Annotated in this window: 17 protein-coding genes and 1 pseudogene; 2 read left to right on the forward strand and 16 right to left on the reverse strand. The window is 30.9% G+C overall.

Translation table 11 applies throughout. The features are described from left to right. From LJ207_RS01440 to thrC, 13 genes and pseudogenes are all read right to left on the reverse strand, one after another. Window positions 1-498 (reverse strand): annotated as a pseudogene (locus tag LJ207_RS01440) (hypothetical protein); the annotation flags it as partial. A 231-nt stretch (window positions 499-729) separates the two neighbouring features. Continuing rightward, on the reverse strand, window positions 730-3,789 hold the full coding sequence (locus tag LJ207_RS01445) for a stalk domain-containing protein (RefSeq protein WP_229343389.1): 3,060 nt from the start codon (window positions 3,787-3,789) through the stop codon (window positions 730-732). A 308-nt stretch (window positions 3,790-4,097) separates the two neighbouring features. Then, window positions 4,098-4,376: an HPr family phosphocarrier protein gene (locus LJ207_RS01450; RefSeq protein WP_229343392.1), complete on the reverse strand. Its 279-nt coding sequence runs from the start codon at window positions 4,374-4,376 to the stop codon at window positions 4,098-4,100. Window positions 4,377-4,400: 24 nt separating this feature from the next. Beyond that, entirely contained in the window at window positions 4,401-5,657 is a 1,257-nt protein-coding gene (locus LJ207_RS01455; RefSeq protein ID WP_229343394.1) for a zinc-binding dehydrogenase, read from the reverse strand. Window positions 5,658-5,670: 13 nt separating this feature from the next. Beyond that, a complete protein-coding gene (gene pfkB, locus LJ207_RS01460) occupies window positions 5,671-6,600 on the reverse strand; it encodes a 1-phosphofructokinase (RefSeq protein ID WP_229343396.1) in 930 nt (309 codons plus the stop codon). Window positions 6,601-6,644: 44 nt separating this feature from the next. Further along, window positions 6,645-8,531 carry a PTS mannitol transporter subunit IICBA gene (locus tag LJ207_RS01465; RefSeq protein WP_229343398.1) on the reverse strand — a complete coding sequence of 629 codons (1,887 nt, stop codon included), beginning with the start codon at window positions 8,529-8,531 and terminating at the stop codon, window positions 6,645-6,647. A 3-nt stretch (window positions 8,532-8,534) separates the two neighbouring features. Beyond that, complete coding sequence (locus tag LJ207_RS01470) at window positions 8,535-10,652, reverse strand: BglG family transcription antiterminator (RefSeq protein ID WP_229343400.1); 2,118 nt, start codon at window positions 10,650-10,652, stop codon at window positions 8,535-8,537. 413 nt (window positions 10,653-11,065) lie between these two features. After that, on the reverse strand, window positions 11,066-13,018 hold the full coding sequence (locus LJ207_RS01475; protein WP_229343402.1) for a fructose-1,6-bisphosphatase: 1,953 nt from the start codon (window positions 13,016-13,018) through the stop codon (window positions 11,066-11,068). After that, on the reverse strand, window positions 13,006-13,533 hold the full coding sequence (locus LJ207_RS01480) for a GNAT family N-acetyltransferase (protein WP_229343404.1): 528 nt from the start codon (window positions 13,531-13,533) through the stop codon (window positions 13,006-13,008). The genes LJ207_RS01475 and LJ207_RS01480 overlap by 13 nt, the downstream gene beginning before the upstream one ends. A 125-nt stretch (window positions 13,534-13,658) precedes the next feature. Beyond that, window positions 13,659-15,164: an SLC13 family permease gene (locus tag LJ207_RS01485; RefSeq protein ID WP_229343406.1), complete on the reverse strand. Its 1,506-nt coding sequence runs from the start codon at window positions 15,162-15,164 to the stop codon at window positions 13,659-13,661. 37 nt (window positions 15,165-15,201) lie between these two features. Next, window positions 15,202-15,957 (reverse strand): Mut7-C RNAse domain-containing protein, encoded by a 756-nt coding sequence (locus LJ207_RS01490; RefSeq protein ID WP_229343408.1) that lies wholly within the window; start codon window positions 15,955-15,957, stop codon window positions 15,202-15,204. Beyond that, window positions 15,947-17,599 (reverse strand): bifunctional diguanylate cyclase/phosphodiesterase, encoded by a 1,653-nt coding sequence (locus tag LJ207_RS01495; RefSeq protein WP_229343410.1) that lies wholly within the window; start codon window positions 17,597-17,599, stop codon window positions 15,947-15,949. The genes LJ207_RS01490 and LJ207_RS01495 overlap by 11 nt, the downstream gene beginning before the upstream one ends. Window positions 17,600-17,672: 73 nt before the next feature. After that, window positions 17,673-19,166, reverse strand: coding sequence for a threonine synthase (thrC, locus tag LJ207_RS01500; protein ID WP_229343412.1), 1,494 nt, complete (start codon window positions 19,164-19,166; stop codon window positions 17,673-17,675). Window positions 19,167-19,300: 134 nt separating this feature from the next. On the opposite strand from thrC, the gene LJ207_RS01505 reads away from it, so the two are divergent. Then, a complete protein-coding gene (locus LJ207_RS01505) occupies window positions 19,301-19,891 on the forward strand; it encodes a hypothetical protein (RefSeq protein WP_229343415.1) in 591 nt (196 codons plus the stop codon). A gap of 19 nt (window positions 19,892-19,910) precedes the next feature. Continuing rightward, window positions 19,911-20,180 (forward strand): GerW family sporulation protein, encoded by a 270-nt coding sequence (locus LJ207_RS01510; RefSeq protein WP_369414137.1) that lies wholly within the window; start codon window positions 19,911-19,913, stop codon window positions 20,178-20,180. Between the two features lie 62 nt (window positions 20,181-20,242). On the opposite strand, the gene LJ207_RS01515 is transcribed toward LJ207_RS01510, so the two are convergent. The 3 genes from LJ207_RS01515 to LJ207_RS01525 all read right to left on the reverse strand — a co-directional run bounded on the left by LJ207_RS01515 (window position 20,243) and on the right by LJ207_RS01525 (window position 24,346). Further along, the gene (locus LJ207_RS01515) at window positions 20,243-21,202 is read right to left on the reverse strand and encodes an aldo/keto reductase (protein ID WP_229343419.1); all 960 of its coding nucleotides are present in this window, start codon (window positions 21,200-21,202) and stop codon (window positions 20,243-20,245) included. Window positions 21,203-21,232: 30 nt separating this feature from the next. Further along, complete coding sequence (locus LJ207_RS01520) at window positions 21,233-22,768, reverse strand: phosphohexomutase domain-containing protein (RefSeq protein ID WP_229343421.1); 1,536 nt, start codon at window positions 22,766-22,768, stop codon at window positions 21,233-21,235. 264 nt (window positions 22,769-23,032) lie between these two features. Beyond that, the gene (locus LJ207_RS01525) at window positions 23,033-24,346 is read right to left on the reverse strand and encodes a Na+/H+ antiporter family protein (RefSeq protein ID WP_229343423.1); all 1,314 of its coding nucleotides are present in this window, start codon (window positions 24,344-24,346) and stop codon (window positions 23,033-23,035) included. Window positions 24,347-24,571: the final 225 nt, after the last annotated feature.

The raw sequence follows: 24,571 nt of genomic DNA on the forward strand, positions 1-24,571 counted from the left end.
AATCGAAGCAGGGAAGTCTACATCTCCTTCAACATCATTTAAGTCGAACTGTTTTGTTATCAATAGCTCACCTGTTAGCTCTTCATCAGCAAAATAAAATGTTATATGACTTAAACCATACCAATCTCCACTTGGGGCAAGGGGTGCATGGAGGCCATTACCTGAATTTGCTCCAGGAGTATAATCATATAGATTACCACCAGGACCACCTTTGACAAAAACATAAGCGATTGTCCTATTAGAATCCCAATCAAATTCTTGACCTCTATTGGTATTATAAACATCAATGGTTATACCACTTCTAGTTGTAGTACCTTCCGGAACTGGATCAAATTTATACGAATCTAATGCTCTAACTTCACTCGGAAGATCTTTATCATTTCCATCCATATATTCAGGCTCAACCGCCAAAACACTAGTAGTTAAAAACACACCAAAAACCATTAACAGTGTTAAAAAAAGAGCTATAAAAATGGCACTCATTCTTTTATTATACATAAAACATTCCTCCTTATTGATCTTAATACTCTTTGGTAGATTTCACTATTTAGCTCACAGCCAATCAATAAGTTAAGCAGTATTATTCTGGCAGTTAAGAGCCTCAAATAAGCTTAACAAATACTTTATTAACCTCTTAATTAAGACAATAAATATCTTTTGTTTTTTTTGATAATCACCTCCTAAAATAGTTTTTTTATATTTATATTAATCAAATTGAATAATTCTATTTTATTCATTAGAAATTAAATTTATTTTAATTTCTTGATTTATTAATTTATCAGGAGTTATATTAAATTCATAAATTCCTTGCTCTTTAAGTTTAGTTCCTGCTGGTAAAGATTCTTCTATAACTCTTAATTTATATTCTCCTAAAGGAATATTCTTAACATTAAAACTACCATCACTTCTACTAAAAATTATTCTGTTGAGTTCTTTAATTTCAAGTTTGATTAAATTTAATGCAATTTCTTCTCTGTCTATGTCTGCAAATGCTTTCTGCTCAAGATTAATATTGCCTTTTAATTCTCCTAATTGGGTTAAAGCAAATTCTAAGAATATATTTTCATTTTCTCTTATTTGGATAACTTTAGCTTCTGTAAGCACCTTATATTCTTCTGGAAGTTCTCTTAAGTTAAAACCAACTTTATATAATCCACTTCTCAGGTTTTCAAAAATAAAGATACCATCCTGATCAGTATTAGTTCTTCTACCATCATTAGAAATACTTATACCTTCTAAAAGAGGATCCCCTGGATCTCTTTTGCCTGAACCATTTAGGTCTAAATAAACAAGACCTGCAATAAAAGAGTTATAAGTTTCTCTTTGTATTCTAGGATATTTCTGCCCAATAACTCTAGATGGAGTAAAACCAAGTGCTTGACTTAAATATATAGAAGCCTCATAAACTGGCTCTTCACTTCTAGATGTAGCATAAGTTCTCTCAAAATTAAAAAGAGCTTCTAAGCCAGAAACTAAATGTCTTTTATAGGCAATTCCAAATTTCTTTTGTGAATTTTCTCTATTAGCATAAGGAGCTATATACTCATAATCTAATCTCAATCCCCAGTCATTATCTGGATTTTCATAATCTAAACCAGCATTACTCCTAAGATAACTCTCATCTTCAAGAAATGTCTTCTTTACACCTGTTATTAGAGTAATGTTTCTTGGTACATCATGTCTTAAAAATAATTCTACTTCTTGAACTTCATTTGTTGATTCAATACCATATTTATTTTTTCTGTAATCAACTTCAGTGGAAATTCCAGCTGTTATTGAAGTGAAATCTCCAGTCCTTAGTCTGACTCTTAAATCAAGATCAGCATCACTTTCAAGTCTTTCACCTTCTAACCAGGTAAAAGAAGATTTTAAACCTCCACTTAAAACTAAATTATCTGTTAAACTGCTGCTGAGGTTTAATTTAGCAGAAACAAAATCTTCTCGCTTTGCAATTTCACCACTTTCTAAATCATCTTGAAAATTAATATCAGAGATCACATATATAATTTCACTTCCTAAACGAGCAGGACCTCTAAAAGTTCTTCCAGTTAAACTTATATCAAACCAATCACGATTATTTTCTCTCAGATCTAAATTGCGCCAAAATATTTCTTCTTCTCTACTTCCTAATTCAGCTGCAATAACTAATGAGTTTCTAGCCCTATCACTATAATCAAAAGTTAAATTTATAGAACTTTGCTCAAAGTTTTCCATATCTAATATAGATCGTTTATTTTCTAAGCCAAGATCTAAATTCCAGTTTTCATTAAGCTCTTTTTCTAAGTTAATTAAAGCTTGTTGACCTGCTTCTGCATTTGTTCTTTTTTCAACGATAGGTGGTACATAAGCAAGTGATGCTCTAATATAGCCATCTTCTTTAGTATAAAGTGTGCTTGCTCTTACACCATGCTCTACTAAGTCAACATCTCTACCGGCCAGCCAATCAGCTAAAAAAACTAATGGTAGGTCTTCAGGGCTTACAGCAACTCTTAACAAGCTGCCAAGGTTATATTCATCAGAATCAGAATTATTATAATTTCTTTCCACTCCAAGCTCCCAGAACAAAGAGCTTCCTGCAGAAGGTGCATATTTTATCTGCATACCACCTAGTTCTAGTAATGATTCAGAATCAGATCTTCTATTATTACTACCAAATGTATATATCCCTTCATTAGTTCCTTTTGGAAAGACATTTAAACTGCCAGCTACTTTTTTTACTATTTCTCTTTCTTTTCCCTCAATATCTTGAATTAAAACTCTAATTATATTTGTTCTTTCTTCTGTAATTGGTACATTTTCAAAATAATATTTTTCTTCACCCTGGTATAAATATTTACTATCAATCTTTCTATCATTAACATATAAAGTGATAGTACTTCCTTCCTCTGCTTCACCACTAATTGCAGTATATGCTCTTCTATCACTTATCTGCTGAATTGGATATTGAAGGTAAAAACCTCTAATATCTGTTCGCCCAATTGTATTAGGAAATCTATATTTATTATCACCTATGATAATTATTCTATCATTTTCAATGTTTCTTGCTCTTAAAAGTTTATTTTCAAACTCATATTCCTCACTATCTAAATCATATTCTAATCTATGGCCTGTAGAAATAGCCCAATCTCCTGCTCTCCCATAAATATATAAGATTTTATTAAATTCTAAAAAATCATCATTTTCATCATCACTAAATTCATAGTCAAAACCAAATTTATATTGAATAGATGCAATATTGAAATCAGGACCAGTTACTTCGGGTACTATTGAAATTTCTTCCGGTCTTTTTTTAATTCTAAGTTCAGCAATTTCTTTATCATCTTCTTTAACACTTGCGTCATAATCGAGAATTAATTCCTGTTTTCTTGGCTCCCAAATTACTTTTGCACCTGTTAAGTGTTCAACAAGAGCTACAGCAAGATAAAAATCACCTTCAAGAATTTTAGGAGGATCTTTTGACCAATCTGGAAAATCATAATAAATATTATATTTTAAATCAACAATTATATTAATATCTTTTTCTTCATAATAAACCGTCAATAACTTATTATTGCGATCATAGTTTAAATCAATATCCAGCCATCTAGAAAGTGAAACTATCGGAATTAAAATATATTCATCCAGTTCTAATATTTCAAAAAAATCATCTTGTCCTACTATTTCAGCTTGGGAACGTATTATAAATTTTACCTGGGTTGGATAGATTTCTGCTTGGAGTGGATAATTATAAAATATAAGTACCAACATTGTTATCAATATTATTAAATCTTTGCGGAGTAAATTTTTCAATGTTCTCACCTCCGAGGCTAAAAGATTTTACAAACTTAAACAAACAAAAACAGCTTAATTTTTTATAATTTAAATTAAATTTTAAATAAACAATATATTCCTAAATAAATTATAACAAAACACTTAATAAATTTTCTCGAAAAATTCTCGAAAAAATCTCGAAAACAATAACTATTATTAATAATTATAGCTGCTTTAGAAAAATGAGCTTATTAATATAAATAAAAAGTGGATAAAAAGTTAGAAACCCAGCCAACACTTATTTAAAAGTGAAAACTGGGTTTCAATTTATTTATTCTATTTATTCTCTAATTTGAAATTACAAAATCATTTTCTACCAATGATCTTAAATTTTTAACTGCTTCTTTTTCATCTTGTCCATCAGCAATAATCGTTATTTTATCGTTTTTGACAGCTCCCATACTCATTATTGAAATAATACTTTTAGGATTATATTCTTTATTTTCATTACCATTTTTTAAAAGTTTTAACTCTGATTTATATTTTGAAGCAATTTTTACAAAAAGACCTGCCGGTCTGGCATGAAAGCCTTCTTCATGTTTTAATACAAATTCACTCTTTATCATTAATATTTATCTCCTTTATCTAAATTATTTACAGTTATTCAGTAAATATTTTTCTGCTTCTTCTGACCAAAGACCATTATTTTTTTCTATTATTGCTGCTAAATCTGCAAAAATAGGGTTTTGATCTGCTTTATTTTTAAAATCATCAATTGCAGTTAATTCCATATCAATACCTGTATATACCAGCTTTTTACCACCAGGTATATTAGGAAGATTTAAAATAGTGTCTGCTGCACTATCAAGTCCACCAACATGAGTAATCATAGTTGCAGGATTAATTTTACCTTCTGCTGACATTTTTAATGATTCTCTCATATCATCATCATTTCCACCAGTTGAACCCATAATGTGAGTTGGTGAATAATGGATTTTGTAAAAATTAACTTCTGCAGAAAATCCTTTATCTGTAGGGCCAGCAAAAAAGTTCATACAACCATCTCTGCCTAAGATTTGATCACCTTGTTCAACGAGTTCTCTTACAGGAGCATATACAAAAACATCATCATAACCACTCCCACCAACAATTTCTTTCAATTCTTTAGGAACATCATCTAAATCAGCAGTGTTAACAAAATGTAATTCAACACCTTGTTTTTTAGCTTCTTCTTGAGTAAATAAAACAGCTGCTCTGTCCAGACGCTCCTGATCAATATCAGTGACAACTAAAACTGAAGGTTTTCTATCTGCATGTAGTGCATAATCAATTGCTCCTAAGCCCATTGGTCCAGCAGCTCCAAGCAAAGCAGTTTTACCACCTTCTACAATTCCCATTTTATGAATATAATTATTGCTTTCAGTATGATAAACTGCATGATATCCACCAATAATACAAGACATTGGCTCTGAGAGAGATGCTTCATAAAAAGCTTCTCCTTCATATTTTAATAAATAACCTAATTCCATTACTTCTTTAGGAATAATTGCATATTCACTATTACCACCAAAATATGGATAAGAATATCCAGGTGCATAAGGGCTACCTTTATAATTTAAAGCAGGTTGTACGGCAAATTTTTGGCCTACTTCAAATTCATCTTTTAGCTCTTCCCCAACCTCTACAATTTCACCTGCAAACTCATGTCCGGTTAAAGTCGGATTTTCTGCCACATCATCTGGAACTCTCTTATGTCTAGCTCCCTGTATAACAGCTTTATAGGTTGACATGCAAATACTATTTGAAATAATTTTGGCCAATATTTCATCATCATTAATTTCTGGTAATTCAAACTCTTCCAGCCTTAAATCATTTTCTCCATATAATCTAACAGCTCTTGTTTTCATTATAATCACCTTTCTAAATATAGTAATATCTTATTTTTTCCTTTAGATTATCAACATCTTCTTTTTTACCCATTTCAGTACCATCATTAATTAAACTTGCACTACTACAAGCTGCTGCAAGAGTTATCATTTCACTAGTAGCAAAATTATTATCTAAGCCTATTGCAAGGCCAGCAACCATTGCATCCCCAGCTCCAACAGTACTTTTAACATCTAATTTAAGTGCTTCTATTTTTATTTCTTCATCTTTTGTTAAAAACACAGCTCCCTGCTCACCAAGTGAAAGCATTATTATTTCAACTCCATAGCGGAAAAACCCTTTAGCTGCTTCAATCATATCTTCTTCTTTATTGAAATCTCCACCATAATAGAGAGCTAATTCATGCTCATTTGGTTTAATTAAGCTAGGGCCAGCTTTTAAAGCATTTTCAAACAGAACTCCATCTGCATCTAAAATAGTTTTAATCTCTTGCTGGTGAGCAATTTCTATTATTTCCTGATAAATATTATTCTTTACTCCATCAGGAACACTGCCTGATAAAACCAGCACATCACCCTTTTTTAAATCTGAAAAGAGCTCTTTTTTTAATTCAATTATTTTATCATTACTAACATAAACACCTTTTTCATTTATATCTGTAAAAGTATTTTGGCTTTTATCAACCATTTTTAGATTAGTTCTAGTCTCTCCCTCAACCTCAATAAAATGATGCTTAATATTTTCTTTTTCCAATTCTTTTCTTATAAAAGATCCGGCATCACCACCTAAAAATCCTGAAGCAGTGGTAATGCCACCTAAATTATTTATCATTTTTGAGACATTTATTCCTTTACCTCCAGCATCACGAAAAACTTTTTTGATTCTATTTAAACTATCAAGTTTAAAATCTTCTACAATTATTGTTTTGTCTAGAGCTGGATTTAAAGTTAATGTTTTAATCATATTTATATCAATCCTTAATTGTTTGTTATAGTTTACAGTAACTTCTACAGAGTAAACTTATTATAGATATAATCAAGATCATCTGTTTTTCTTAACTTTTCTGCTGTTTCATCTTCTTCAATAAGCTCAGATAAATTAGCTAAGACCTTTAAATGTTCATTACCAAGGCCAGCAATACCAATTACAAGATAAGCAGTATTTCCATCAAAATCTACTCCTTCTGGGAATTGGAGAATTGAAATACCTGTTTTTTTAATTTTCTTTTTAGCACTTCCAACACCATGTGGTATTGCTACTCCCTGACCGATATAAGTTGTTAGGTCTTCTTCCCTTTCTAACATTGCATCAATATAGTCTTCATCAACATATCCGCTCTCATATAGAAGATTACCAGCCATTTTAATTGCTTCATCTCTCTCAACACTTTCAAGTCCAAGTTTAATATTCTTTTTCTGCAAAACATCTTGACTTAATTTATCTTCAGACTCTTTTTTTTCTGCTTTTACTTCAGTTTTTTTTTCTTCTAAACCTGCTTTAATTCTATTAGTTATCATGTCATAGGCAGGTGTTTGTAAGAAATCATCAATTGAAACATGTTCTGCCTGAGGAGCAGCTTTTTTTGCTCGCTCTGTTAAATTTTTATGAGTAATAACTATTTGGGCATCCTGTGGTATCTCTTCAATTGCTTTATTTACAACTGTAATATCAGAGCCAATATTCTCTAATTTTTTCCGGAGTCTACTTGCCCCCATTGCACTTGAACCCATTCCAGCATCACAAGCAAATACTATTTTATTTATTTCATCTGCATTATACTCTTTTTGTCCTGCAGTTTTTTCAGTATGCAGATCTCTACCTTTCATATCTCTTAACTTAGTTGTAGCTGCATCTAGACTTAATTCTTCACCTCTATCAGCAGACCTTTTAATCAATGCTGAGGCTATTACAAATGATACAATTGTAGAAACTACTACTCCAGAAAGAACTGAGAATAATGCTCCTCTTGGTGTCATGGCAATATAAGCAAAGATACTACCTGGTGATGGTGTAGCCACTAATCCAGCACCTAATAAGTTAAAGGTAAATATTCCACTAGCTCCACCACCGATAACAGCTAATAAAAGTGAAGGCTTCATTAAAACATATGGGAAATATATTTCGTGTATTCCACCAAAGAAATGAATTATAATTGCACCTGGAGCAGATTGTTTAATCATACCTTTAGCAAAGATCCAGTAAGCCAGCAGCACACCTAAACCTGGGCCAGGATTGGTTTCTAGCATAAAGAAAATTGATCTTCCTGTCTCAGCTGCTTCTTGAATTCCTAAAGGACTTAAAACACCATGATTGATAGCATTATTTAAAAATAATACTTTAGCAGGCTCAACAAAGATTGAAGCAAGTGGTAATAAACCCTGATTAACAATTACTTCTACTCCAGCAGCTAGTGCTGTGTTTAAACCTAAAACAACAGGTCCAATCACCTGATAAGCTAAGATTGCCAAGGCTCCACCAACTATACCAGCTGAAAAATTGCTGACCAGCATTTCAAATCCGGATTTAACATTTCCCTCAAAAAGTTGATCAACTTTTTTAATTGTATAACCACCAAATGGCCCCATTACCATAGCTCCGATAAACATTGGTATATCAGAACCAACAATAACACCCATGGTTGCAACAGCACCAATTACTCCCCCTCTAATACCTGCTACTAACTTACCACCTGAAAAGGCAATTAATAGGGGTAAAAGATAAGTTATCATAGGTCCTACTAAAGAAGCCAGCCCTTCATTTGGAAGCCATCCTGTTGGGATAAATAAAGCTGTAATTAAACCCCAGGCGATAAACGCTCCAATATTAGGCATTACCATTCCACTTAAAAATCTACCAAAACTCTGTACACTATTTTGAAAACTATTTTTAGACATTTATTATTCCTCCTTGTGATATTCCATAGTGCTTTTTCTTTGTAAAAAATGATCAAAATAATCTGCCATCTCAAAATAAATTTCATTTTTCAAGCCTGAATTAATTGCTTCTATAAAACTTTCACTTTCAATTAAAAGCCTGCTGATCTCACTCAAAACTTCTCTTCCCTGTTCAGATCCTTCTAAAGGTGCTGCCATTACTACAACTATTCTAATTTCAACTTTTTTCTTCACATCATTTAAGATTTCAAATTTATCCTCTGGTCTAATAATAATAAATTTAACTTCTTCTACAACCCTACTTCGACAATGTAATAATAATATATTGTTGTGTTCTAAAACTGTACTCCCTTTTTCTTCTCTTAAAGATAAGTCTTTTTTTATAATTTCTTTTTCATCCTTATTATCTGCTAGAAGTTCTGCAGCATCATTCAATAATCTATCAAGATTTTGGAATTGATAATTATTTTGAATTCTGAAGTTATTTAATACTTCTAAAATCCTTTGATTATAATTATTTATTATTGAGAGCTTTTCTTTTAAACTAACATTCTGCTTGTTTTTCTTTCTTTTAGCAGCCTTATGGGTTGATAAAAACTCATTTATCTTTCTCTGGTGTTTTTCAGTTAAAAGTGGATTTACTACGATTACAGGAACATTGCTTTTAGGAATAGATACTGTTGATATAATAAGATCAACATTCATCTCTGAAATTTCTTTGTTGCTAAAATCAATTGTTGAGATCAATGCTACAACTTCTAGATTTTCAAATTCTGAGTTTAATCTTGAAGCTAGAAGCCTAGAAGCTCCTATTCCACTAGTACAGGCTACTGCAGCTCTAAATTTTTTGATTGGAGTTTTTTTTCTTCCAATTGCTGCTCCTAAATGCATAGCAATATAAGCTGCTTCTGAGTCTGGAACTTCTATATTTTCATTTTTAGCAATAATATCTGCACATTTTTTAGAAACTTCAAATAGCTCTTCATACTGTTCTTTGATCTCATTTAAAAGAGGATTGCGAATATCCAGATTCAATTTAATTCTATTAATTGTTGGTTCTAAATGCCTAACCAGGCCAATCAGTAATTCATCATCATCTTCTAAATAAATTCCTAATTCAATTTCTGCTTTTTCAATAATCTTTCTGGTCAATAAAACTAATTTATAATCATCAGTTATAGAGATATTATCATTATAAAAACCACCACGACCTTTGCTGCCTCTTAAATGCATTGTCACATAACCAATTTCTGCCTCAGGGATATCTACTGAAAAAGCTTGAGCAATCTTTGCAATAAGTGAGACCGCAATTGGATATTCTTTGCTCTTTTTTAATTCATTTAATATTTCATCTTTTATAATAATTTTTTCTCCATCTTTTATTCTTTTTAAAGCAATTGCTAAATGAACCATTAAGGCTACATAAGAATCATCTGCTAGTTGATAATCTAAATTTTCTTCTAATTCTTGAATGAAATCATCTAACAAATGAATAGTTTCCAAGCCGATCAAGTTTAAAAGTCTAGTTCTTGATAAATTTGTTCTGCTTTTATCTTGAGAGTTTTCATTAAATTTGTTCTGCATGATAGCAAATATTTCTTGAAGATCTAAATTATCATAAAGCAAATTGATACTTGCTCTTCTAATGTCTTTTTCTCTACCTTTAAGATAAACTCCTAAACCGGGTTTGCGAACTAATTTTAAATTATAATCTTCTATCCATTCTTCAATTTCATCTAAGTCATGACTTATGGTTGCTTCAGAGACATTTGTCAGCATCGTAAAATTAAATAATTTTGTCGGCTCTTGAGTTTTTAATAACTCAGACAAGATGATCAGTCTTCTCTCCTTAGGTGAATAATAATTTTCAACAGATTCAATATTTAAGAGATTCTTTAACTTCTCTTTTTCTTCTAGGCTGCAGTCAAGTCTAATTCCTGTCCCCTTTTTTTTCTCAAGTTGAAAATCGTTTTTTTCCAGCCAATATTCTACCCGAGGTAGTGCTCTTAAAATAGTACGAGAACTAACCCCAAGTTCATCTGCAATAAAATCAATAACTACATAATTTTCGTTTGTGAGCAGTATTTCCAGTATTTTCTTAGTTCTAGAACTAATTTTCATTTTTTTTGCCTCCAAGATAATCATTAAAAATTATGCTATAAGAAGTTAATTTGATTGAAGGTTCTAAACGACTATTAATTTAATAGTAGCTACTATTAAATAATGTCACTTAAAAAAGTTCTTTTTTCTTGCTTTTCTCCAGCGCTAATTTAATTTTAATGGCAATAATCCAATAATGCAAGCTAAAGAAAAATATATATGTCAATTGTCATTAATGACAGAATTTATAATCTTTAAATATGTCAGTTATATCAGCAAATTCTGTCTAAAAAAATCTAATTTTTATTCTATATACAAAGAAAAAAACAGCCCTTAAAAGAGCTGTTTTCAGATTAAAATTGAATATTAAATTTTTAAATAACAATCATAGATAATCAATTACAAACAAATTCTATCAATTTTAAAATTTATATTTATTTATATTTTTCCCTGATAATACCTTTTTCATATGCTTCAAATAATTTATTTAAATATTTAACATCATCCTGTAGTCTGGCCCCATTATCAGTATCAGCAATTTTTTGTTTGCCATCAAATTTCATTATTCTAATTGATGATACAGTATCATGACTTCTTTTGCTCAAGGCTTCTTCTTTAGAGATAAAAGGCTCATGGGAGATTAACCTCATTTCTGAATGGGTATAGGCTAGAGTATAGCCCGCTATACCAGTTTTCTTTTGGTAAGCAGCTGAAATACCACCATCAATTACCAGCAGCCTTCCATTACCCTTGATTGGGCTTTCACCTCTTTTTTCTTCAACAGGTGTATGACCATTTATTATATGTCCTTTTTCGGGATCAACTCCAAATTCTGATAAAATCTTTTTACAGGTGAATTCATTTTCTCTAGCTGCATAATATGGATTCTTATTTTCTTTATATAGTGATTTATCATCTTCATCAGTAAAATAACGCAAAAAGGTTGTCATCCTATCTTTACCAAATAATGGGGAGTATTCTCCTCGCCATAGATACCAGAGCCAATCTCTTTGATCTTTATCTCCATTGGTATCAGAATAACTTTTACGGATAATATCCTGGAAAAAATCTAAGAGTTCTTTACCTTTTGCCCTGTGGCCACCAACATCAACACAGGCAAAATCATCATCTTCATTCAGGGGAACACAGCCGTGAAATAAGAGATTCCCATTATATTTTTTATACATACTTCCATTATTGAATAAAAATCTTATATCTTCCTGTAGTTTATCATTATTTTTAAATGATTCACTTAACTGATTAATAACTTCTTCTTCCTGAGGACTTAACTTATAGGGGTCATCAGGATCAATAGTGGGAAAGTTTTTATCGGTCAGCTCATATTCATTGCCATTTAAATACAGAATTCCTTTATCATAATCAATTTTTTCTAAATAGAGTGCTTCATTCATATTGAATTCAGCTCTTCTTTTGATTAGATTACCCTCTAATTTAAACTGAATTATAGCTATGGCTTTCTGCATCTGAGTACTTATTCTACGTTCTTTTTCATCTAAATCTTTATCTAGTAATTTTGGACAAAAGATATTACAGATATCACCTTTATAATTTTCCATAGCCAGTCTGGCCAGAGGCCGCATATTAATTCCGTAACCTTCTTCGATCATTTCCAAATTACCATATCTAACAGCAATTCTAATCGCAGTTGCAATCAAAGGCTTATGACCCAGGCCTGCGCCCATCCATAATATATCGTGATTACCCCACTGTATATCTACATTATGATGATTTTTTAAAACATCCATTATTTTATGGGGATTTGGTCCTCGATCATAAATATCCCCAATAATATGAAGTTTATCTACTGCAAAAGTTTGAATTAATTCTGAAAGAGAAATAATAAAGTTTTGTGCCTGACCAATTTCAATTATTGTTGAAGTAATCTGTTGATGATAATCTTTTTTATTTTCATCATCTTCTCTCAAGTGAAGCAGTTCTTCAATTATATAGGCAAATTCCTCAGGTAGGGCTTTTCTAACTTTAGAACGAGTATAAATAGAAGAAACCTCTTTACAAAGTTTAATTATTTTATTTAAAGAATCTTTATACCACTCTTCACTTAAACCCTCTTCCTTTTTTATCTTCTCCATTTTTTCTTCTGGATAAAAAATTAATGTAGCTAAATCCCTTTTTTCAATATCATCTAATTCTTTATCAAAAATATTATTTATTTTATATTCTATTACTCCAGAAGCAGTTTTAAGCATATATTGAAAGGCCTCATATTCCCCATGGAGGTCAGTAAGAAAATGCTCTGTGCTTTTAGGCAGATTTAAAATAGCCTTTAAATTAATAATTTCTGTGCTTACAGCTGGAATATTTGGAAACTGCTTTGATAAAAGCTTTAAATATTTTAATTCATCCATAACTTCTCTCCTTTCCTATAATTCTCATAAGCTAGTCTTTTACTACCATCTTCTAAATATATTATCCCACAATATCTAAAATTACTTTTCTCTAGTAATCTCTGCATAGGAATATTGTCTTGATGTGTATCAATTTTGATACTATTTAATCCATTTTTAAAAACTAATTTTTCAATTTCCTCTAATAATAATTTAGCCAATTCTTTACCTTTATATTCTTTATCAACAGCTAATCTATGCACAACCGCATAGTTTTCTCTGCTCAGCCAACTACCCTCAAATATTTTCTGATAGCTTTTTTCTTCAGCAAATACTAAAGCTGCATAAGCAAAAACTTTATCTTTGTCAGCTAAAACATAAGCATCTTCTTTTAAAATATCCTCTTTTATATCTCTTTGATCTGGATAACCCTGCTGCCACTGATCAATTCCTGCTGATTTTAGATAATCTTTTGCCTCAGCAATAATTTTCAGAATGGCTTTTAAATCACTATTTTTAGCTAATCTAAATTCCATTTTTATTTAACTCCTTAATTATAAGGTTTTTTAAAGAAGCCTATATAACTTTATTCTAGTTATTAGTAACTTTTCCTGCAAAGAATTAAAATTAGGAATAGACTCCCAGCTAAAATTCATTTTATTTAAAGGATTCCCCACCAGGGAATAATGTTGTCCAATAAAAAGGCAAAGAAAGTTGATAGGAAAAAGCCTAAAATTGCAATTATTATCCCATGTTTAAACATGGTTTTAAGATTAACCCCATAACCGGCACTTACAGCAAGACAACCATTTCCAGAAGCAATTGCAAATGATAAATTAACTGACACAGTTAATAACAAAATAATAGGCACAGGATTGATTCCCTGAGCTATAAAGAGTCTGATGATAACAGGCATTAACAAAGCAGCTGAAGCTGTATTAGTAGATATATTTGTCAGCAGTACAGTAATCCCTGCAAAAATCAAAAAGGTTATTATACCATGGCCAGTTGCGAAAAAGCTTAGATTTTCTCCGATAATTTCTGCTAAACCAGAAAACTCTAAAACTTTTGCTAAAGCCAAAGCACTTGGCCAAACAATCATTACTGTTATCGGGAAATTCCCCATACTTTTTATTGATAAAACATTTTCATCTTCTTCGGTTGGAATAAAAAATAAAATAAAAGCTAAACTAAAAAATATAAAAGCTGGGTCTAAAAATGGTAAAAAGTTTGTATATAAAGGTTCTAAAAAAGCTGCTGCAACAGCCAGAAAAAATACTAAGCCAGAATATAGTTCTCCTTTACTTAATTTACCCATCTTTTCTAATTCTTTTTGATATATTTCTTTAGAACCGGGTAGTATTTCGTCTTCTTTTTGTAAAACACGGGTTAAATAAAAACCTATAAAGGGTATAAAAAAGAGGGTAAAGGGAAGCATTCTAATTGTCCATTCATAAAAATATATCTGCCTACCAACAGCTTCTGTCAGAAATTCATAGATCAAGAGGTTCTGACCTCCTCCAAGTGGAGTTGGTAAACTTCCTATAGAAGCTCCCCAAGCAATGGCAAGCAAAATATTTGTTGCAGCTGAATTGTTCCAGCGTTTAGAATTAGAATCATAGCCTAAATATTTTAATAAGGTAACAGCAACTGGTACAAACACAGCAGCAGTTACAGTATCTGCAATAATTGAGCTTAAAAGAGCTGATATTAAAAACCAGGCCCAAATTTGTTTGCGAGCACTATTACCAAATAAAGATAAAATCTTAAGTGATAAACGTCTGGCGATTCCCCACCTCTGCCAGGCAGCACCCATAGCACAGCTTCCTGCAATTAAAAAAACAATTCTGTGACTAAAGACAGAAACAATTTCACCCACAGGTGCAATAGGGATAAAGGTAGTAACAAAAATAGGTACTAAGGCTGTAATTGCAACTGCAATATGTCCACTAGTCCACCAAAAAGCCATCCAAATTAAAACACCTAAACCACCTCTAGCCTGCCAATCAAGAGTTGGAATTGGAATCAGCATAATGGTTAGAAAAATTAAAGGACCAATCAGTATGTAAGAGATCTGATCCATATCTACCCCAAAATTATCAACTAAAAATCTACCATCTTTTTTAAGTTTTTCATCTTTTTCAACATAATCAAGCTTATTATCCATTTTAATCGCCCCATCCTAATAAAATATTATAATATATTTATTTTTTCAATAAAGCCTCTGTATGCTCAAAATGCGAACCCTGCCAATAAATTTTTTTACACTCCGGACAAATCTTAAAATTATCATAATATTTTATAGTCTTTGCTTCTAGCCGCTCAATAATTTTATCCTTATCAATTCGATTTAATTCTTTATTACAATTAACACACCTACTTTGATGACCATTATAATAAGCAGCTAAATCATAACGTTTAATAATCTCTTCAAATTGTTTTTGCGGGTTATCATTTTTTATAAATTTAGCCCATTTAACTCGTTTTCTCATCAATAACCCCAGGTCTCTAGTTAAAATAATTCTTTTTTCCTGCAGAGATTTATCTACTATTTCTCGATCATCATAATTATTGCTGTAAGCTGCATCAAAATTAAAGCGCCGCAAATAACGGGCCAATTTCCCTAAATGTACATCAAGGATAAAGGCTGGTTTACCCTGAAATTCATTCAAGAGCTTAATTTCATCATCAAGTTTAAAACAATAAAAATAGGGATAAATAGAAAATCTATCCCCAGCTTGGACAAGATAAGAAAAATCCACTGCTTGTGAATTTTTTAATATTAAAGAAACTTCGGGATGTGGGATCCCGATGCTTTCTATTCTATCTTTGATACTTTGTCTACCCTGATAATAATGCAAATATTCTCTGCCAAATGAAGTTAAATTCTTAGTTTTATTTAAATCTATGAAGCTATTTAAATCAGCATAGAATCTTAATTTAATAAATTTATTTTTCATAATTTAATTCAGCTGCTTTTTCTAAATACTTAATTATCTTTTCTTTACTATCAGGTCTAGCAAATAAATAACCCTGCCCATAGTCACAATCTATATCTTTGAGCACTTTAAGTTGAGCTTCAGTTTCTACTCCTTCTGCCACAACTTCTATATTAAGAGCATGTGCTAGTTCTATTATTGAATAAACAATATCAAAAGACTTTTGGTCTTCAGTTAAATTTTCGATAAAAAATTGGTCAATTTTAATATAGTCAATTGGAATCTCTTTTAAATATTTTAAAGAAGAATAGCCTTTACCAAAATCATCTAGATATATATTTATTCCCTTTTCTTTTAATTGGTCGAGTTTGTTAATATTATTTTCAATATCAACCATTAAATCAGTTTCTGTTAGTTCAATACTAAAGTTTTGAGGATCAACATTATACTCTTTAAGATAATTGATTAATAATTCAACAAAATTTGGCTGTTGAAGATTACGAGCTGAGATATTAATGGCAATATCATATTCTAAACTGTTATTATTAGCTTTAAATTTTTTTATATCTGCAAGCACTGCTTTTATTACCCACTCTGTTAATGGTTCGATTAAACTGCTTTTTTCTACAAGGGGAATAAACTCAGCTGGAGAAATATAGCCTTTACCAGGATGATTCCATCGTATTAAAGCTTCAAAAGTCTGAATACTTTGGTTTTTTAAATTGATTTTAGGCTGATAATGTATTTCAAAATTATCATTTTGAATAGATTTATTAATTTCTGCCAACAAATCTAAATTTGTGCTTTCTTCTTGAAAATTAATATCTTCATAATGCCAAAAAGGAAGTTTTTTGTTTTTAGCTTTTTTAATTGCTAAAAAAGCCTGATTGATAATTCTATCGGTTTTTTTGGCATAATCCGGATAAGTTGTGATTCCAATTGTAAAATTATTATAAATAGAAATCTTGCCAAAGTTTAGAGGTTGATCAAGATATTGAAGAAAATCATTAGTAAATGCAACTAAATCATCAACTCTATCTTTATCCAGAATAATTCCATAGTGATTTTCGTTAATATAATAAATTTGTTTTTCTAAAGCGGGATATTCTTTAATATATTCAACTAGCAAATCAACATAATCAGGAAAATTGCTAAAACCGGTCAGTTTATAGATATTTAAAAGATTATTAATTGTTAAAATAAATAAATGAAATTCCTTTTCATTATTTATTTTATTTTCTATCACATTTTTCAATGTACTTTTATTTGGTAGTCCGGTTTCTTGATCAAAATAAGCTAATTTTCTATTTTTCATTATCTGTTGTTCTAAATTTGCGAAAAGATAGCCCACAAAACTACCAATTATAATTAAAAAGACCATTCTAAAAAGCCAATTTTGAGTCTGCTGCATTAACATAATCTCAGAATCAATAGGCATTAAAGGCCCAAGCACAAAACCGCTGATAACCGCTGCAATTATCCCCCCTTTTAAACCATAAAAGTAGCCTGAAATAACAATTGGTAAGTATATTAAATGAGCATAACTGTTTTTGGTTCCACCAGTAAAATAGACTAAAATACCGATTGCAAGGATAAATATGAGCAAAAAACTTTTTAATAGAATAGTTTTATTTTTCATTTTTTTAAGTTTATTATAAAGCAAAAAATTATCCTGCACAATAATCACCTCAGCTACAGCAGAATTAGTATTTCGAGCTTTTTAACAAGCTATCAATTTAAATAGCTAAAATATCTTTTAATTCTTCTTTAACCTTATTTTTAGAACAGTTTCGCTTATGTTTTTCATCCATATTTTCTAATCCTTTAATTGCCCGATGAATTTCTGTGCCGCTTAATTGCTTCAGTTCTTCAATTATTCTATATTCATCAACTGCAATTTTTTCATTTTTAATTGCTTCCAGTACAGCTCGGCTAAATTTATATGGACTAGCAGTAGAATCAATCACAGCTGTAGTTAAGTCTGAACTTTGATCCCTATATTTATTTAAAGAATCAAAAGCAACAGCAGTATGAGGATCAATTAAATAATCAAAGTCTTGATAGCAAAGCTTAATTGCTTTTTTTGCCTCATCTTCCTGACTGAATTGACCAACAAACTTGGCCTGGATCTTAGCTAAAGTTTCTTGATCGATTTTAAAGCTATTATTTTCTTTTAATTCTTTATACCATTGGTTTATCTGCTCACTATCATGTTCGGTCATTTCAAATAAAAATCTCTCCAGATTAGAAGAAATTAAAATATCCATTGAAGGACTGATAGTTTTTTTGAATTCTCTATCAATATCATAAACACCTGTTTTTAAAAAATCTGTTAAAACCTTATTATCATTTGAAGCACATATAAACTTATTAACTGGTAATCCTAATTTATAAGCATAATATGCTGCAAGTATATTACCAAAATTACCTGTAGGAACTGTAATATTAATTTCTTCTCCTTCACTAATAGCATTATCATTTATTAATTGAAAATAGGCAGAAAAATAATATACTATTTGCGGTAATAATCTACCCCAGTTAATTGAATTAGCTGAAGAAAAACGATATGAGTTTGCTTCCATTTTAGCTTTAAAGCTTTTATCACTAAATACTTCTTTTACTGCATTTTGACAATCATCAAAGTTTCCCTGTAGAGAAACTACTTCAGTATTGCTGCCACCGGTGGTTTTCATTTGATCTTTTTGTACCCTACTTACTCCAGCTTCAGGATAAAAGACAATAATTTTTACACCTTCAACATCCTTAAAACCTTCTAAAGCAGCCTTACCTGTATCTCCTGAAGTTGCAACTAAAATAACTATCTCATCATCTACATCACTTTTATCTGCAGCTAAAACAAGCAAATAAGGCATTATCTGAAGGGCAAGGTCTTTAAAGGCAGCGGTAGGTCCATGCCATAATTCAAGTATATATCTATTATTATCTAATTTCTTAAGTGGGGTTACTTTTTCAACCGGAAAATTCTGCTCTGAATAAGCAGCTTTAACAGATTCTTCAATTTCTCTGCTGCTGTAATCACTCAAAAAATATTTTAAAATCCAGCTTGCAATTTCCTGATAGCTTTTATCTTTTTTCTCCATTATTTCTTCTCTACTAAATTTTTCTACTTGAGCTGGAACAAAAAGCCCTCCATCAGGAGATAATCCCAAACGGATTGCTTCTGCAGCACTTACTCTTTTAAATTTTCCTCTTGTACTCAAATACTCCATTCTTATTAACCTCCAATTTGTATAATCACTTATTATTATACCTAATCTTAATGCTGATGTCTATTAAATGAAAATATTAATATACAAATACTACAATTTTTTATATAATATAACTAATGAAGGGGGAAAATAAATTGCTGCAATTTATATTTATATTTTTTATTTTAATCTTATTTTTTCTCTTAACGCTTTTAATTATTCCTTATTATTACCAAATTAATTTTTATTATAAAGATCACTTTCATTATTTTCTTTTATTTAAGTACAGCTTTATTTCTTTAAAAGTCAAAGGGAGTTTATTTAATTCTGAGCTGATTATCAGCCTTTTTAATCACAGCATAAATTTAACTGAAATCCCTTTTTTAAATAATATAGGCTCTCTGGCAAAAGATATAATAAATAATGAAAATAATACTAAAAAAGAAATAAAGTCAATTAAAAAGAAATTTGATTTTGCTGAAATAGCTAAAATAATTAATCAGAATAATCTTAATCATCTTTTTCAATTCATAGTTAAATTATTAAATCATTTAAAAAATAATCTTTTAAAAATAAAAATGGATTTAGCCTTTTCTGACCCCTATTATAGCGGCTTATTTTATGCATATTATTATAGTTTTAAAAACTTATTTAAGAAAGGAGTGTTTAATGCAGATCTTTGCTGGCAGGCCAGCGAATTTAAAGGAGATCTAGAAATAGCAGGTAAAATTATTTTAAATTGGTGAAACAATAGTTGTTGATGATATCAAGTTGATACCAATAATAACTGCCTCTTTTGGTTTAGGTGGAGGTATTGGTGAAGAAAAAAATGACAGTGGTGGAGGTGGTGGCTTAGGCTGCAAGATATCACCAGATGCAATATTGGTTATTAAAGATAATCAGGTAGAAATGATGCCGGTAAACACAAGAGGTTCACTTGATAAGTTAATTGAAAAAGTGCCAGAACTTTTAGAAAAAATAAATACTTGTAAGCAAAAGAAAAAAGAAGAATCTAAGCTGGAAAAAGAAGAATAAGTGCTTCAAATAAGCGGACAAAAATTAGCAGCTGTTAAATTTGTCCGCTTATTTTTTTTTTATTATTCTAAATTAAGTTTAGTAATTATTTGATCAGATTTATCAGTTAATAACTGCATTTCTTTTTCACTTAAGTTAAAATCTGCAGCACCTGCATTTTCTGCAGCCTGTTTTTTGTTTTTAGCTCCAACTAAAGCAGTTGTAATACCTGCTCGATTGATAGCCCAGTTAATTGCTACCTGGGCAGCTGTTTTGCTATTAGCTGCTGCAATATCTTCGATAAGCTCAATCAACTTTTGAACTAGATCCCAATTTTCTGCTTTGAAAAAGGGATAAAATGAATCTCTATTTTCTTTTTCACCACTAAAATCAGGTCTTTTTTTGTATTTACCGCTTAAAATTCCACCGCCTAAGGTACCATAACTTAAAGCTGCTAATTTATTTTCAACTAAATAGGGTAGAATCTCTTTTTTAATATCCCTTTTTAAAAGTGAATATTGTGGCTGTAAACTGATAATATCAGTTAAACTCGCAATTTTCTCCATTAAATTGAGATCGAAATTGCAGACTCCTAAATATTTGAATTTGCCCTCTTCTTTCAATTTCTGTAGTTCTTCTACACTTTCTTCGAGTGCTGTATCAGGATCAGGCCAATGAATTTGATAGATATCAACTTGATCAATTTCAAGCCTAGATAAAGAGAGTTCAAGATCTTTTCTAATTCTCTGAGGGCTTAAATCCCTAATATATTTAGGACCATCTCTATAAGTTCCACATTTACTGGCAATTATTACTTGATCTCTAATACCCTTTATTGCTTGACCAACTATCTTTTCTGCATGACCATCTCCATATGCCGGAGCAGTATCGATTAAATTAATCCCAGAAAAAACTGCTGCTTTAATAGCCTGAATAGATTTTTGGTCATCAACTCTGCCAAATGTATCATTGCCATAGGCCCAGGTTCCCAGGCCAACTGCAGAGACCTCGAGATCTGTACCAGCTATTTTTCTATACTGCATATTTATTCCCCCTAATAACTTCTTATAAGATTATTGTAAATTTTCAAGTTCTACCTTATCATAATTAGCTAAATATTTTCTTAACTCAGCTTTAATATATTCTAGTTTGCTTTTATCATCACATTCAACATTTAAAACTAAAACAGGATCATGTAATGACATCCTTAACAAAAACCAGTCCTTATCACCACAATTTACTCTAATCCCCTGATAATTTCTGGGAGCGACTTCCCAATTAGCAAAGACTTTTATATAATTTTTTAAATTATTAATTATATCCTGTCCATATTCTTGAAAGTCTTCCAGTTTTATATTCATTCTATATTCTTCTTTGATCTCTGCTTCTTCTAAGTCTGAAATCAGAACTCCAATATTATTAATTCCTTGAGCTTTTAAATTAGCCATTTTAATTAATACTTTAGCAACCATATAGGCACCATCATCTAAAAAATAATTTTCTTTAAATGCTGCATGACCAGAGGTTTCTATAGCAAGTGGTACGGTTTGACCTTCACTTTCTAATCTTTTAGCCTCATTAATTACATTTTTATAACCTCTTTTAAAACGATGATGAACACCACCCAGTTTATCTTCAATAAATTTATTTAAACCAACTGAAGTTACAGAATCAGTCACTATTGTTGAGCCTGGGTAGTCTTCTAAAACTATCTTTGAAGCCAAAGCAATTAATTTATTTCTATTAATTGCCTGACCATTACTATCAACTACTGCTGCTCGATCAACATCTGTATCAAAAATTATACCAAGATCGGCATCATTTTCAATAACTGCTTGTTTAATAGATTCTATGGCTTCTTTGTCTTCTGGGTTGGGAGGATGATTAGGAAAATAACCATCAGCTTCTAGAAATTGACTTCCTTCAATCTCAGCTCCAAGCTCTTTTAATATTTTATCGGCAAAAAAGCCTCCTGCTCCATTCCCAGCATCAACAATTATTTTTGAAGCAGCCAAAGGTTTATCTTTATCAATCCCTTCTTTAAGTTCATCTCTAATAATTGATTTTAAGTGATTACAGTAGTCAGAAATTAAATCGATCTTTTCAGCTTTTAATACTTTGTCCTCTTCTTTTTGATAGTTTTCTCTAATCTCTGCTTCACTTTGAGCAGCTAAATCTAGGATATTTTTAATATCTTCTTTTTCTAAACCACCTTCTCTGCTGAAAAACTTAAAACCATTTTTATCATAAGGAAGATGGCTTGCTGTTATCATAATTGCACCATCATATTGGTGGCCAGCTAAAACTGTCGCCATAAACATAGCTGGTGTAGAGGCTAAACCTGCATCATATACTTTAGCCCCATTATGGGATAAACCTTTTAACAAAGCATTTTTAAGCCTTTGAGCTGATATCCTAGAATCATGGCCAACTGCTATTGTTAAGTCATTAAGCTTTTTATCTTTCTTCTCTGCTAACCACTTAGAAAAACTATCTCCAATTCCATAAACTACTTGATTGCTTAATTCAATTGGGCCATTTTCAGTTTCTACTGCCTTACCTCTAATATCTGTTCCACTTATTAATTTTGACCAATTAATTTTTGACAAATTCACCACTCCAGTTTTTTATTAAAACTCTTTAGATTTTAGATTGTCTTATAATAAATATCCACTTATATTATAATGCATTGTTATTTTATCTTCAATCATATTTGTGATTTTAATAATATTTTAATGAAAATTACAACTTAAGTTTAACATTTCCTTCTCCAAAAGCAAAATCGCCTACCAGATAGAATATCAATTCAATATCAAAGTAGACGATTAATAGAATTTATATTAGCTTAAAACAGCTTGGCTCTTAAGTATTAATTAAAATACAAGAGCTGCTATAATACCAAAAATCATAATTGGAATATTAAAGTGAATAAAGGTTGGTACACAGGTGTCCCAGATATGATCATGCTGACCATCTATATCAAGTCCAGCAGAAGGTGCTAGGGTACTATCTGAAGCTGGTGACCCGGCATCACCTAAAGCAGCTGCAGTACCAATTAAAGCAATTGTTGCTAAAGGACTAAAGCCGGTAGCAGTTGCTAACGGTACATATATTACAGCTAAAATTGGAATTGTACCAAAAGAAGTTCCGATTCCCATTGTAACAATTAAACCAACAAAAACCATGATAAAAGCAGATATCAAAGAACTATCTCCCATCAAAGCAGATACATTTTCAACTAAAACTGCAACCTGACCTGTTTCTCTAATGACTGCCCCATAACCAGAAGCAACCAGCATAACAAAAGCAATAAAACCCATCATTCCAATTCCGTCATTTACTAAGTCATCGATATCTTTCCATTTTATAGCTCTAAAAACTAACATAATGGTTAAAGCAACTATTGCTCCTAATGGTAAAGAGTCTGTTATAAGTTGAATTGCTAAAGCTGCAGCTGCTCCTACTAATGCAACAAAATGGCTGGTATTGAATTTTTCAATTTTCTGCTTACCATTTATTTCATCTGCTAGGTCTAGCTCTTCAAGTGATTTATATTCTCTCTCATTTTTATAAGTATAAAAAACTGCTAAAATTAGACCGATTACCATTCCCAATGCTGGAACCCACATCACACTAGCGATCATGGAGTTAGTTACCTGCATTCCATTTTCTATCATTTGATCTCTAATAATATTATGAAAAATTAATCCAAAACCAACTGGTAAAGCAAGATATGGTGCTTTTAAACCAAATGTTAAAGCTACGGCAACAGCCCTTCTATCAATTTTAAGTTTATTCATAACTCCAATTAAGGGCGGAATCAAAATTGGAATAAAAGCTATATGGACCGGAATTAGGTTTTGAGATAATGAAGCAACAAAAGCAATAATTAAAATTAGAACAGTACCTTTCCCCTGCATCCATTTAGCCATATTTTTGGCCAATATTGCTGCCAAACCAGTTTTGTGGATTGATGCAGCTAAAGCTCCTAATAAAATATAGCTTAGAGCAGTTTCTGCATTTCCTCCCATTCCACCAACTAGAGTTGACATTGTTTCTCCAATTGAAAGACCGGAAAGAGTCCCTCCAACTAAAGCTGCCATAATTAAAGCTAAAATTACATTTAGTTTTAACAATGATAATACAGTCATTACAATTACTGAGATTACTACTGGATTAGTTAACAAAATAAATCCTCCCTTTATATTTTTATTTGAGCAATTATGCTCAGATTTATTAAGCAAGTTAATTTTAACATAAATTATATACTTTAATCAATTAAATTAATAAATTATTTTAATGATTTTCTGCTCTATTTTAATTAAATTCAAATTTGAAGACTAAAGAAGTAAATTCACTGAATTAAAAAAAAGCGGCTCAAACCCAAAAGCAATGAGTTTTTGCCGCTTAAT

The sequence above is a fragment of the Halanaerobium polyolivorans genome (genome assembly GCF_020711195.1).
Classification (GTDB): domain Bacteria; phylum Bacillota; class Halanaerobiia; order Halanaerobiales; family Halanaerobiaceae; genus Halanaerobium; species Halanaerobium polyolivorans.

Bases quoted from the DNA above. Each gene is read 5' to 3' on its own strand.
- LJ207_RS01490 (WP_229343408.1), bottom strand. From the start codon at position 15,957: ATGAAAAATAAATTTATTAAATTAAGATTCTATGCTGATTTAAATAGC.
- LJ207_RS01515 (WP_229343419.1), bottom strand. From the start codon at position 21,202: ATGCAGTATAGAAAAATAGCTGGTACAGATCTCGAGGTCTCTGCAGTT.
- LJ207_RS01455 (WP_229343394.1), bottom strand. From the start codon at position 5,657: ATGAAAACAAGAGCTGTTAGATTATATGGAGAAAATGATTTAAGGCTG.
- pfkB (WP_229343396.1), bottom strand. From the start codon at position 6,600: ATGATTAAAACATTAACTTTAAATCCAGCTCTAGACAAAACAATAATT.
- LJ207_RS01480 (WP_229343404.1), bottom strand. From the start codon at position 13,533: ATGGAATTTAGATTAGCTAAAAATAGTGATTTAAAAGCCATTCTGAAA.
- LJ207_RS01485 (WP_229343406.1), bottom strand. From the start codon at position 15,164: ATGGATAATAAGCTTGATTATGTTGAAAAAGATGAAAAACTTAAAAAA.
- thrC (WP_229343412.1), bottom strand. From the start codon at position 19,166: ATGGAGTATTTGAGTACAAGAGGAAAATTTAAAAGAGTAAGTGCTGCA.
- LJ207_RS01450 (WP_229343392.1), bottom strand. From the start codon at position 4,376: ATGATAAAGAGTGAATTTGTATTAAAACATGAAGAAGGCTTTCATGCC.
- LJ207_RS01475 (WP_229343402.1), bottom strand. From the start codon at position 13,018: ATGGATGAATTAAAATATTTAAAGCTTTTATCAAAGCAGTTTCCAAAT.
- LJ207_RS01465 (WP_229343398.1), bottom strand. From the start codon at position 8,531: ATGTCTAAAAATAGTTTTCAAAATAGTGTACAGAGTTTTGGTAGATTT.
- LJ207_RS01470 (WP_229343400.1), bottom strand. From the start codon at position 10,652: ATGAAAATTAGTTCTAGAACTAAGAAAATACTGGAAATACTGCTCACA.